Origin of the sequence: Actinocatenispora comari, assembly GCF_017312725.1 — a bacterium.
GTDB lineage: Bacteria > Actinomycetota > Actinomycetes > Mycobacteriales > Micromonosporaceae > Actinocatenispora > Actinocatenispora comari.
In genome coordinates, this window is the sequence record NZ_BOPO01000048.1 from 1 (window position 1) to 12,282 (window position 12,282).

General features: G+C 73.7%; 9 protein-coding genes. 4 read left to right on the plus strand and 5 right to left on the minus strand.

All coding sequences use genetic code 11. The features are described 5' to 3' along the window. The coding region (locus NUM_RS14100) for a PucR family transcriptional regulator ligand-binding domain-containing protein (protein ID WP_207125289.1) at positions 1-871 on the minus strand (871 nt) is incomplete at its 3' end. A 195-nt stretch (positions 872-1,066) separates the two neighbouring features. On the opposite strand from NUM_RS14100, the gene NUM_RS14105 reads away from it, so the two are divergent. Further along, the gene (locus NUM_RS14105; protein WP_207125290.1) at positions 1,067-2,257 is read left to right on the plus strand and encodes an amidohydrolase family protein; all 1,191 of its coding nucleotides are present in this window, start codon (positions 1,067-1,069) and stop codon (positions 2,255-2,257) included. Between the two features lie 35 nt (positions 2,258-2,292). Continuing rightward, entirely contained in the window at positions 2,293-3,636 is a 1,344-nt protein-coding gene (locus NUM_RS14110) for a DUF3100 domain-containing protein (protein ID WP_207125291.1), read from the plus strand. On the opposite strand, the gene NUM_RS14115 is transcribed toward NUM_RS14110, so the two are convergent. The 4 genes from NUM_RS14115 to NUM_RS14130 all read right to left on the minus strand — a co-directional run bounded on the left by NUM_RS14115 (position 3,611) and on the right by NUM_RS14130 (position 9,199). Next, positions 3,611-5,014 carry an MFS transporter gene (locus tag NUM_RS14115; RefSeq protein ID WP_207125292.1) on the minus strand — a complete coding sequence of 468 codons (1,404 nt, stop codon included), beginning with the start codon at positions 5,012-5,014 and terminating at the stop codon, positions 3,611-3,613. The two genes, NUM_RS14110 and NUM_RS14115, sit on opposite strands and share 26 nt — an antisense overlap. A gap of 70 nt (positions 5,015-5,084) precedes the next feature. After that, on the minus strand, positions 5,085-6,908 hold the full coding sequence (locus NUM_RS14120; protein WP_207125293.1) for a hypothetical protein: 1,824 nt from the start codon (positions 6,906-6,908) through the stop codon (positions 5,085-5,087). 182 nt (positions 6,909-7,090) lie between these two features. Continuing rightward, on the minus strand, positions 7,091-8,365 hold the full coding sequence (locus NUM_RS14125) for an adenosylhomocysteinase (protein WP_207125294.1): 1,275 nt from the start codon (positions 8,363-8,365) through the stop codon (positions 7,091-7,093). A 297-nt stretch (positions 8,366-8,662) separates the two neighbouring features. Then, positions 8,663-9,199 carry a TetR/AcrR family transcriptional regulator gene (locus tag NUM_RS14130; protein WP_207125295.1) on the minus strand — a complete coding sequence of 179 codons (537 nt, stop codon included), beginning with the start codon at positions 9,197-9,199 and terminating at the stop codon, positions 8,663-8,665. A gap of 164 nt (positions 9,200-9,363) precedes the next feature. Between NUM_RS14130 and NUM_RS14135 the strand changes: the two genes are divergently transcribed. Continuing rightward, a complete protein-coding gene (locus NUM_RS14135; RefSeq protein ID WP_207125296.1) occupies positions 9,364-10,839 on the plus strand; it encodes an MFS transporter in 1,476 nt (491 codons plus the stop codon). A gap of 314 nt (positions 10,840-11,153) precedes the next feature. Next, positions 11,154-12,282: Helicase associated domain protein (locus NUM_RS14140; RefSeq protein ID WP_207125297.1), on the plus strand; the 1,129-nt coding region annotated here is incomplete at its 3' end.

Sequence of the window (12,282 nt, forward strand, 5' to 3'; positions counted from 1 at the left end):
GCGCCGCCGGGTCCGCGCCACCCCGGCCGGCCCCCGCCGGCCCATCGTCGGCGCCCGGGCCGTCGACGGTGGGCGCGGCGGCCAGCGCGTGCAGCGCATCCGCGCGCCGGTCCGCCACCGCCGCCGCTGGTACGGCGCCGAGCGCGTCGACGGCGACCTCCACCGTGGCGGCGAGGTCGTCCGGCCAGTCCGCGGACTCCCCCGGTACCACGAGGTAGCCGGTGAGCCGGCCGGCGTCCTGGGCGAGGATCGGCACCACCGTGTGCGGGGCGTCGTCGACCGACACGGTCACCGGCAACCCGGGTGCGTCGATGCCGGCCCGCCAGGCGCTCGCGCGCAGCGCCGGTGCGGCCGGCCCGGGCTGGCTGCGCAGCACCAGACCCGCCGGGGTGAGCTGGAGGCAGCCGCCGGCACCGGCGGCGACGAGCGACACCAGCCGGTCCGGGTCGGGTTCGGTGCCGGTACCGAGCAGCCCGGCGGTCAGGTCGGCGTGCCGGCGGCGCTCCCGCAGCAGCAGCCGGATCACCGTCTCGGTCAGGAAGTTGAACGAGGTCTGCACCGGCACCGTGAGCAGCGCGAGCCCCTCGGCCTGGCATGCCTGGACCAGCCCGGCGGGCATCTCGCCGTGCTCGGCCAGCCCGGCGACGAGCCCGGCCGCCCGGGCCCGGCACAGCGACCCGACGAACGTACCGGCGTCGGCGGCGCTCCGGTACCAGCTGAGGCTGGTGAGCACCAGCTCGCCGCCCGCCATGTAGCGGGCCGGGTCGCGCAGGTCGGTGGTGTAGACCCAGCGCACCCGGCGGGTCAGCCCGGCCGGTACCACCACGCGCAGCGCGAGTTCGTCCAGATCGATCAGCTGGGCGAGGCGCATCGTGGCCGACCCCCTCCTCCTCGCTGGAGGATGCTACAACGGCGCGGGCGCCCGGCGGCCGCAAGTCTGTCCCGGCGGGCTCTCACGCACGCCGTTCACCTCGTGTTTTACTGGCTCCGGCGGGCACCCCGGCGCACCGGCTGGCGGTTCGTACAACGCCCCGCCGTCCATCCTGCGAGGAGTGTGCAGCCCACCATGCGCCTGTCCGGAATCCGGGTCTGGGACGGCACCGAGCAGCTCGGCCCGGCCACCGTCGAGTGGCGGGACGGCGCGATCACCGAGGTCGCACCTGGCGGTACCGAGCGGTGGCCGGACCTGTCGCTGGTGCCGGGCCTGATCGACACGCACGTGCACCTGACCGGGCCGGCCCGCCCCGGCGACTACACCTACGGCACCTGGCCGCTGGTCACCACGGTCGCCGAGCAGGCGCTGCACGCCGCCGCGCACGCCCGCCGCGCGCTCGCCTGCGGCGTGACGACCGTACGGGACATGGCGAGCGACGAGCGGCCGGTCGCGCTGCGGCGGGCGTTCGACGCCGGGCTGCTCGACGGCCCCCGGGTCCTCGCGTACGGCGTGGTCAACATGACCGGCGGCCACCAGGACCTGTTCACACCGCCGGACGCACCGCACCGGCCGCCGACCGCCGACGGTCCGGACGCCTGCCGCGCCCTGGTCCGCCGGTACGCCCGGGGCGGGGCGGACGGCATCAAGGTGATGACCGGCGGCGGCGTGCTGTCCACCGGCGACCGGGCCAGCTGGCGCAACTACACCGCCGCGGAACTCGACGCCATCGTCGACGAGGCGCACGCGCTGAGCCTGCCGGTCGCGGCGCACGCGCACACCGAGGCGGCGATCGACGCGGCGCTCGCGGCCGGCGTGGACTCGATCGAACACGGCACCCTGCTCACCGCCGAGCAGGCCGCGACGATCGCCGCGCGGGGGCTCACCGTGGCGCCCACGCTGGTGATCAACGACGGGATCGCCGACGGCACGGTACCGGCGTCACCGGACAGCCGGGCCAAGGCGGCGGCGCTGATCGCCGACCGCGATCCCCGGTTGCGCGCCGCGGTCGAGGCCGGCGTCCGGTTCGTCCTCGGTACCGACACCAACGGGTCGATGCTGCCCTGGGGTTCGCTGTTCGCCGAGCTCGACGCGATGACTCGGGTCCTGGGACTGACCGCCGAGGCGGCGCTGACCGCGGCGACCTCGCACGCCGCGGCGGCCGTCGGGCTCGGCGACACCATCGGCCGCATCGCCGCCGGGCACGCCGCCGACCTGCTGGTGGTCCGCGGCCGGCCGTGGACCCGCATCACCGACCTGTCCGCCGACAACGTCGTCGCGGTCATCTGCCGGGGCCGCCTGATGCACGGCGCGCTCCCCGACTGACACCACCACGCATCCCCCACCCGGTCGGAGTCGTCATGAACTCGGTAGCCACCGACGCACCGGCGCGGCACGCCGGTACCCGGATCTTCTGGCTGGTCGTCGCGCTGTCCACCGTGGTCGCGGTGGCGAGCCAGGCGATCGGCCCGTTCCAGCTGAAGGTGTGGCGCAGCCAGATCGGGCTGCTGCCCATCATCTACGCGGTGATCATCGCCGCGGTGCTCAGCATCCAGCGGTTCCGGCCGCTGCCGGTCGCCGCGCAGCGCACCGCCGCGGCCCTGGTCGCGCCGACGATCGCGGTGTTCATGGCCCGCCTCGGGCTGCTGATCGGGCCGGAGATCGAGACGCTCGGCCGCTCCAGCGCGGCGCTGCTGTTGCAGGAGGTCGGGCACGTGTTCGGCTCGGTGATCTTCTGCCTGCCGATCGCGGTGGTCCTGCTGGGGCTGGGCCGCGCGAGCGTCGGCGCCACGTACTCGATCGACCGGGAGCCGATGATCGGCATCGTGGCCGAGCGGTTCGGCGCGGATTCCCCGGAGTACCGGGGCGCGCTCGGCACGTACGTGGTGGGCACGGTGTTCGGCGCGATCCTCGCGGCGCTGCTGGCGAGCATCCTCGGCTCGCTCGGCGTGTTCAGCCCGCACGCGCTCGCGATCGGCTCCGCGGTCGGCTCCACCAGCATGATGCTCGGCGCGGTCGGCGCGCTGTCGGCGACGTTCCCCGACCAGGCGCACCAGATCTTCGCCTACTCGGCCGCGGCCAGCGCGGTCACCAGCCTGACCGCGACGTACGCGGCGGCGTTCCTCGCCCTGCCGCTGACCCGCAAGCTGTATCCACTGTGGACGAAGGTGGCGGCCCGGCTGGGCCGTTCCGGTACCGCGGTCGAGCCGCTGCCCGCCGCCGGGCTGCGCCGGCCGGCCGAGGCGACCGGCGAGTCCACCCCGCTGAGCCTGCGCGAGACGGCGACCGCGCTGGGCGTGTTCGGCCTGGTGATGCTCGTGGTGCAACTGGTCGCGGTGCACAAGCTGACGCTCTCGATGATCGGCGGCATGGTGCTGCTGCTCGCGATCGCGTTCGGCTCGGTCGTCGTCGGCCGGTACGTGCGGTGGCTGCCCTACATCGTGGTCACGATGGCGGTGGCGACGCTGATCTCGGCGCCGTTCTTCCCGCTGGCGCACCAGATCCTCGCCCTGGTGGCGGACATCGACCTGGTCGCGCTGGGCGTACCGGTGCTGGCGCTGGTCGGGTTGTCGCTGGGTCGGGACGCGCGGGCGCTGCTGTCCAGCGGCTGGAAGCTGGTGCTGGTGGCGGTGACCGTGGTGATCGCCTCGTTCGTCTGCGCCACCGCGGTCGCCGAGTTCAGCATCCACTTCCTCTCGCTGTGACCGGCGGCTCCGGGTCGGCGCCGGGTTCCCGGTGCGGGCCGTCCGGGTCGGTGCCGGCTGCCACAACGGGCCCGCTCGGGTCGGCGTCGGCTGCCGGGGGCTGCGCGGCGCGGTCGACACCGCGCAGCGCGACCATCGCGTAGACACCGCCGATCAGCACGAGCAGCCCGGCGGCCAGCAGGATCGTGTCGAGCCGGCCGAGGTGCACGCCGGCCACGTCGGCGTCGAACCCGAGCAGCACGATACTGGCCAGCCAGCCGGCCACCGCGACCCCGGCCAGCGACGCCACCTGCTGGGTCGGGTTGAGCACCGAGATGACCCGGCCGACCAGCCGCGGCGGGGTGGCGTCGAGCACGAGCGGGCTCAGCACCGAGTTGAGCGCGCCGAGCGGTACCGCCAGCACGACGATGACCACCAGCCCGGCCAGCAGCGCCGGCATCCGCGCGTACACGATGGTGCCGAGGCCGACGACGACCAGGCCGACCGCGAACACCCGGGCGTTGCCCAGTCGTGCCGCGATCGCGGCGGCGCCCAGCGCACCGAGCACCGACCCGATCCCCTCGGCCATCCCGATGGTGCCGTACCAGTGCGCCGCGGCGTGCAGGTTGTCGGTGACGAAGAAGACGTTCAGGGCGTTGAGCGCGCCGGTACCGACGGTGACCACGCAGACGGCGATCAGCACGGTGCGCAGCACCCGGTTGGCGGCCACGTACCGCACGCCGGCGAGGAACTCGGCACGGAAGCCGCCGCGGGCGCCCCCGGCCGGGTCGGGTGCCGGCTCGACCCGGACGGCGCGCACCGCGAGGAACGAGAACAGGAACGAGGCCGCGTTGATCAGCAGTGACCAGCGCACGCCGACCGCGAACAGCAGCGGCGCGGCGAGCGGCGGCCCGACGATCGCCGCGATCGAGTTGGTCGCCTGGCCGATCCCGCCGGCCCGGGACCGGTCGGGGCCGGCCGGAACCACCGCGCCGATCATCGCGAACCGGGCCGGGTTGAAGAACTGCCCCGCCGCGGTCGAGCACGCCACCACCGCGTACGCGAGGACCACCAGGGTGACGTTGGACAGGGTGCCGGCGGGCAGGAACGCCACGGCGGTCAGGCCGCCGACCAGCGCGGCCCGGACCAGGTCGGTGACGAGCATCGTGCGCCGCCGGTCCCACCGGTCGACGAACACCCCGGCGATCGGTGCGACCACCATCGTCACCACGGCGACCACGATCAGCAGCCCGGACACCGCGGCGGGGGCGAACGTCCTGCCGCGCAACAGGACCACACCGATCCAGAGGGTCAGCGTGGTGTCGAAGACGAAGTCACCGACGATCGACACCGCCTGCCCGGTCCACAGCCGGACGAAGTTGCGGTTACGCCACAGCACCCGCGCAGTGTGCTCGCGAGGCCGCCGCGTCGCCACCCCCTCCCGGCCCGGTGTCGGCGAGCCGACAACGCTAGTTCGTGCTGGCGCTCACCAGGTGCCGACCGATGTAGCCGACATAAATCAGGCCGGTACGAGCCACATCGTCCAGGAAGTGCATACGCGGCGTGATCATTCCCAGTTGCCCAAGCTTGATGTGGGCGCCCATGAATCTCCGACAACCGGAATCCAGCTCGGCCGGCACCGGGAAGGTGCGGGCAGCACGGAACTTCGGGTTGTGTTCCGAGGTCTCGCTTTCACCGGACGCGTAATGATGCCGCGGGATCTGCCGCGCTGCGGACGGCGGATTTGTCAGGAACTGATGGAATGACCCGCGTACGTGACCTTCCTTGGCAAACCGTGCGTAGTCGTCGAGGCACAGGAGTGCATCCCACGCCTTTCGACGACATTTTCCGAGCGAGTCGTGCGCCTCCAGATCCAGGGTCGGGCCGTCATCGCCCGTGAAGACCACCTGGTTGAGCCTTCCGAACCAGTCCAGAAGTTGCTGGTAGTCCTGCGGATACGTGGTCTGAGCCGACTCTGGCAGGTCCGCCCAGGCGACCGACGCCCGATCAACTCGACTCAACTCCTGCTGTAGGTGCCGGACCCGATCCGCGAGGGCTTGTGCGTCCTCCTGCAGCACCGCATATTCGAGATACGACTGCTGCGCCGCAACCTCGTGTTCAGCAATCTGTTCGGCGAGAATCGCCAGTCGATCCTGCGCGCTCTCATAACGACTCCGCAACTCCGATTCGCGGCGCCGAAGACCCCCCGCGGCCAGTGCGAGGTCAGACAGCTCGCGAATGCTTTGCGGCGAGACGGCAGCTGTCGGGCCAAACACCGAGCGCACTGCCTCCAAGAGCAACACCTGGTGGTGATCGGCCGCCTCCCGGTCGGCCGGAGCGGCGACGGTCATGCCCGACATCGGCACGATCGGATCGTCAGCGACCGGAGGCGGCGACGCGGCCGGGGCGTGTCTGGTCGGGCCGAGGGACTCCAGCACCTGATCGGTTTCGATCCTGACCAAACGAAGTTCGGTGCGACGGGCATGTTGCGGCACGGCGACCCGGAGCGCCTGAGCGCGTGCTGCGCGGCCGAGGATGCTGCGAAGCTGGCCGGTCGACCGTTCCACCAGAGATCGAGTGGTCAGGACTCGGTGCCGGACCCGGTCGTCCACATCGGACAGAGCTACGCCGGGCAGGTACGTTCGCAACGCACCGACTGGTACGTCGAAGCGGGGGCCGATCTCGCCCCGCAGCGCATCCGTGGCCTCATCGTCCAGGATGTACGTGGCCGCAAGCCCCAGCGTCTCCCTGGTGATGTCGGTGATCAACTTCGACCAGTTCTCTCGCGGAAAGGTCGCGTCGGTGCCGGCGACGAGCACCGCTCCACGCCTGCGTGAGTCGATCAGGACCTGCACGAGATCGGGGACCGCACGCGCATCCAACCACGTCGGTGCCGCCCGAAGCATCGCAGTGCCATCCCAGGCATCGACGACATCGAGAACACCGGCGACCAGACGAGGGCGAGCGACCCAGGGGATGCTTTCTCTCCCGCCCTCGGGTGCCTCGACCGAGATCGACAACCACGCCCGCTGCCTGCCCGATCGCCATTGCATCAGGAGGGTGGTGGCCCATTCACCACCACTTTTGAACTCGCGTAGCCGATAGCGGACCGTGTCCGCGTCGCGGGTGGTGTCGGTGAGGAAGGTCAGCTCATGCTCGGCGGTCGGCCGGTGCACGCCAGGGCCGACGTCGTCCAGGTCGAACCCCGGGATCTTACCGGCCAGCCAGCTACGCATCTGTCCGGAGACGAGGCCCGCGATGCCGCCACTGGCGGATTCGACATCGGCAAACATTCGATATCCGAGTGCCACCACGATCCCCCGGTCCCGGAGCGGTGAGGGGTTACCGGACGATCATATCGATTCGCCCCAGACTTGACCCAACGGCCGAGTGCCGCACTGCACCGTTCGACCGGCAATCACCCGGGCCCCTCGATCGACCGAGCCGACACCGCGGAAGCGACGGCCTCTCGGGCTCAGCCGGGATCGGCGCTGCGCCAGGAGCTCAGGTAGGCGCGCTGGCTGTCGGTGAGGGTGTCGAGGTGGATGTCGCTCGCCGCCAGTCGCAGGTCGGCGACCTGCCGGTCCAGCTCGGCCGGTACCGGGTGCACGCCGATCGGCAGCGGTGCGCCGGTGGCCAGCCAGGCCGCGGTGAGCGCCTGGCCGGCGAACGCGAGGTCCATCACCGACGCCGGATTGCCCTCGGCGGCGGTGAGGTTGACCACCCGGCCCTCGGCGAGCAGTTGCAGCCGGCGACCGTCGGCCAGCACGTACTCGTCGATGTGGGTGCGCTCGCCGATGCGCCGCTCGACCGCGAGGTCGGTCAGCGCCGGGATGTCGATCTCGACGTCGAAGTGGCCGGCGTTGGCGAGCACGGCGCCGTCCGGCATCAGGGCGAAGTGCTCGGCGCGCAGCACGTCCCGGTTGCCGGTGGCGGTGACGAAGACCTCGCCGACCCGCGCCGCCTGCGCCATCGGCAGCACCTGGTAGCCCTGCAGGGTGGCGTCCAGCGCGCGCAGCGGATCGACCTCGGTGACGATCACCCGGGCGCCGAGGCCGCGGGCGCGTTCGGCGATGCCGGTACCGCACTGGCCGTAGCCGGCGACGACCACGGTGCGCCCGGCGAGCAGCAGGTTGGTGGCCCGGACGATACCGTCCACAGTGGACTGACCGGTGCCGTACCGGTTGTCGACCAGCCGCCGGGTCGGGGTCGCGTCGACCGCCACCATCGGGAACCGCAGCACGCCCTCGCGGTGCATCTGCCGGGCCCGCAGCACCCCGGACGCGGTGGACTCGCAGCCGGCCCGTAGCGCCGCGGCGAGTTCCGCCCGCTCGGTGTGCAGCGTGTTGACCAGGTCGCCGCCCTCGTCGATGACCAGCGTCGGGGCGAGATCCAGCGCGCCGGACAGGTGCCGGCGGTAGGTCTCGGTGTCGACGCCGGAGCGCGCGTACACGCCGACGCCGTGGTCGGCCACCAGCGCGGCGGCGGTGTCGTCCTGGGTGGACAGCGGGTTGGACGCGGCCAGCCGCACCTGGGCGCCACCGGCGACCAGGGTGCCGAGCAGTACCGCGGTCTCGGCGGTGACCTGCAGGCACGCGGTGATGCGCTGACCGTCGAACGGGCGTTCGGCGACGAACCGGTCACGCACCGACAGCAGCGCCGGCATCGCCCGCTCCGCCCACGCGATCCGGCGGCCGCCGGTCGGGGCCAACGCCAGGTCGGCCACCTCGTATGTGTCACCCGCGTGCATGCGCCCACCTCATGCCCGCACCCTACGTGCCGGCCGCCCCGAGCACCGGCCGCGTCGCGGAACCACGACCCGGCCGCCCGGCCATGGCCGGACCACACGTGGCGTCCGCACCGGCGACCGACCGGCCGGGCCACGCGGCCGCAGCGCGCGGCCGTCCGCACCGGCGACCGCCGGGGCCACGTGGCCGCAGTGCGCGGCCGTCCGCACCAGCGACCGGTCGGGCCGTGGCCGCAGTGCGCGGCGTCCGCACCAGCAACCGGCCGGGCCGCGCGGCGTCCGTACCAGCGATCGCCGGGGTTACGTGGCGGCGGCGCCGGTGACGAGCCAGCGGACCGCGCGGTCCAGGTCGGTACCGTCGCCGCGGGCACCGTGCAGGTGGCCGAACGGGTGGGCGTTGAGCAGGTGGCCGAGCAGCAGGTGCCACAGCGCCCGGTAGGCGCGGACCGCGGTCTCGCGGTCCAGGCCGGCGGCGGCGAGCTGGTCGACGCAGTGCTCGGCGATCGGCCGGGCCGACGGCAGCGCGTACTGGCCGTCGGCGATGATCCGGGCGCCCCAGGGGTGGGCGGCGAGGTAGTCGTGCATGGCGTGCCACTGGCGTACCACCCGGTCGAGGGGGTCGCGGCCGGCACGGGTGAGCGGGTAGCCGGTGGCGAGGTCGTCGGCGAGCAGGTGCAGTAGTTGCTGTCGGTCGGCGATGTGCCGGTACAGCGAGGCCGGGCCGGTGCCGAGCTCGCGCGCGACGCGGCGCAGCGTCAGCTCGGCGATGCCCTCGTCGTCGGCGACCCGCCGGGCCGCGGTGACGATGGCGGCCGGGGTGAGCGACGCGCGGGGCATGTGACCCACTCCTCGTTGCGAACACCGTTCGCGTAAGGCTAGCCTAAGTCTCGTTGCGAACAGTGTTCGCAACGGTCGGCCGTCGGCCGCCCCGCCATTGTGCGCCACCCCGGTGCGGCGAGCGGCGACCCCGATCCGACCACGCCGTTCGAGCGGAGGAACCCATGTCGCGCACCTCGCCGCACCGGATCCTGGTGGCGCTCGGCGCCGTCGTCCTGTCGTACGGGCTGATGCAGACGATGCTGGTGCCGGCGATCGGCGACCTGCAGGTGCGGTTGCACGCCAGCCCGGCCGCGGCGTCCTGGGCGGTGCTGTCCGGGCTGCTGCTGTGCAGCGCGGTCGTCACCCCGTTGATCGGCCGGCTCGCCGACCGGTACGGCAAGCGCCGGGTGCTGCTGGCCTCGCTCGGCGTCTACCTGGCCGGAGCACTCGGCGCGATCGTCGCCCCGAACGTCGGCGTACTGATCGCCTGCCGGGTGGTGCAGGGCACCAGCCTCGCGCTGCTTCCGCTGTCGTTCGCCATCGTGCGCGAGGCGCTGCCGCCGCGGCTCGTCGCCCACGGGCTCGCGGTCACCGCCGGGCTGGTCACCGGTACCGCCGGGGTCGGGTTGCTGGTCGGCGGGCTGCTGGTGGACCACACCTCGTGGCGCTGGCTGTTCGTGGTCGGGTCGGCGATCATCGCGACCGCGTTGGCGCTGACCGCGGCCTACGTGCCGGAGAGCGCGCACCGCTCCCCCGGCCGGCTGGACGTGCCCGGCACGGTACTGCTCGGCGCCGGGCTGGCGGCACTGATGCTCGGCATCACCCAGGGCCCGGCCTGGGGGTGGACGGCGCCGCCGACCCTCGGCCTGTTCGCCGCTGCCGCGCTGACGCTGACCGGGTTCGTCCTGGTGGAACGGCGCGTCGCCGATCCGTTGGTGGACCTCGCCCTGCTCCGCCGGCGCCGGCTCGCGGTCGCCCACCTCGGTGCGCTCGCGCTGGGCATCAACCAGTTCGTGCTGTACGTGCTGCTGCCCCGGCTGGCCGAGCTGCCCGCCGGGCTGCCACCGGACGTCGCCCGCCTGGTGCACCACGGCTTCGGCACCTCGGTGACCGGGGCGGCGCTGATCCTGCTACCCGGCACGCTGCTGACCATGCCGGCCAGCTGGACCGCGAGCTGGCTGGACCGGCGGCTCGGCTCGGCGGGATCGGCGGCGCCACTGGCGATCGGGCTCGGCCTGGCCGCCCTCGGCGCCGGCGCCATCGCCGCCTGGCACGCCACGGCCGGTGCGGTGCTCGGCTGGTACCTGGTGGTCAGCATCGGGTACGGGCTGGCCATGGCGGCGCTGCCCCGGCTGGTGAACCACGCCAGCCCGGCACACCAGTCCGGCGCGGCGAACGGCGTCAACACCGTCGCCCGTACGGTCGGTGGCGCGATCGGCGCGCAGCTCGCGGCGGCGACGCTGGCCGCCGACACCATCGCCGGTACGGCCGCGCCGGCCGACCGCGGCTTCACCCTCGGGTTCGCGTTGGCCGCCACGATCGCCGCGGCCGGCGCCGTCGGCCTCCCGCTGGCCCGGCGCCGCCGCCGCGGCGCCGACCCGGACGGATCGAGCGGGTCCGGGTCGGTCGTCCGCCGGCCGGCCGGGGTGCGGGACTGACACCGCGGCCGCCGACCGCGGCGGGCCGGGACGGCCGGTACGAAACCGGCGTCGTCACCCGGAAGGGGACGCCACCACCCGCCGCCGGCCTCGTTGGACGTCTTGCCGCGACGCCGTGACCAGGTCGTCGGCCGCGGCGGGCGGGCCGGGCACGGCGTTACCCAGCGAAGAACCGGACACCGCGCTACGTGAAACCCTCTGTGGTCGTTAACGCACAGAGAGGCGTATTGGGTGCCGATGTTCGTGGCAGCGTCCGTGCGTGGGTGAGCCCCGCCGCCTCGTCGACCGTGACGGCACGTACTTGGGAGGCGAGAGTGGCCGCACCGGCCCGCACCGTGCACGCTCCAACCAGACCGCGACCGGGCAGCAGACCCGGCCCGGCACGTACCTCGACCGCACCCCGGCCGCTGCCGGTGAGCTTCGCCACCGCGCTCGCCGCACTCCGGGCGTACGCGGCGGCGCACGGGCACTGCTACCCGACCCGCGACACCCTGATGCCGGACGGCCGCAACCTCGCCACCTGGGTCAGCAACGTGCGCTACGCGTACCACCGGGGCACCCTGGCCGCCGACCGCGCCGCCGCGCTCGCCGCCGTACCGGGGTGGGTGTGGCGCAGCAAGCGGCCCCGTCGTCGGCTGGACACCGGACTGTCCCGCTGGGCGGTCGGCTACCCGGCGCTGGTGGCGTGGATCCGCGCCCGCGGCACGATCCCGCCGGTCGGCGCGGTCGACGAGGCCGGCTACCGGGTCGGCCGGTTCGCCCGCAACTGCCGACAGCACCGGGACCGGCTCACCGCCGAGCAGCGGGCCGCGCTGCTCGCCCTGCCCGGCTGGCGGTGGGACATCTCCGCCGCCCGCCGCAAGGACCGCACCGACCGGCTGGAATCGTTGCGTACCTTCGTCGCGAGCCACCACCACCTGCCCCAACTCGACGCCGCCGACCCGGCCGAACGGGTACTCGCCGGCTGGGCCCGCCGCTCGCACGCCGGCATGGCGGGCGAGCTGGCCGCGATCCGGCGCACCGCGGTACCCGACACCTGGCTGCGCCGGTACCGGCTGGCCGCCGCCGGCGACACCTCCAAATCCACCGTGGAGTGGATGAGCCGGCAGCGGGCCGCGCTGCGCGCCGGCACCATGCCCGAGCCGCACCGCGCCCTGTTCGGGCGCATCCGCGGCCGCCAGGAACAGCGCTGGTACCAGCGGGTCGAGCAGTTGCGGGGGCTGCTCGCCGCCGGCCGGCACCCGGACGAGTCCGCGCAGGGCTGGCTCACCCGGCAGCACCGGCGCGCCGCGAACGGCACGCTGACCGCCGAGCAGGCCGCCGTACTGGCCGCGCTCGCCGAGCAGGTCGCGACGTTCCGCGCCGCCAACCCGCGCCGGCGCGCCGCCGTCGACTGCCAGCGACCGGGCTGCACCGCGCGGATCCAGCCGCCGGCCCGGGGCC

Excerpts from the sequence above, each read along its gene's own strand:
- NUM_RS14105 (WP_207125290.1), top strand. The coding sequence starts at position 1,067 with ATGCGCCTGTCCGGAATCCGGGTCTGGGACGGCACCGAGCAGCTCGGC.
- NUM_RS14125 (WP_207125294.1), bottom strand. The coding sequence starts at position 8,365 with ATGCACGCGGGTGACACATACGAGGTGGCCGACCTGGCGTTGGCCCCG.
- NUM_RS14120 (WP_207125293.1), bottom strand. The coding sequence starts at position 6,908 with ATGTTTGCCGATGTCGAATCCGCCAGTGGCGGCATCGCGGGCCTCGTC.
- NUM_RS14135 (WP_207125296.1), top strand. The coding sequence starts at position 9,364 with ATGTCGCGCACCTCGCCGCACCGGATCCTGGTGGCGCTCGGCGCCGTC.
- NUM_RS14110 (WP_207125291.1), top strand. The coding sequence starts at position 2,293 with ATGAACTCGGTAGCCACCGACGCACCGGCGCGGCACGCCGGTACCCGG.
- NUM_RS14130 (WP_207125295.1), bottom strand. The coding sequence starts at position 9,199 with ATGCCCCGCGCGTCGCTCACCCCGGCCGCCATCGTCACCGCGGCCCGG.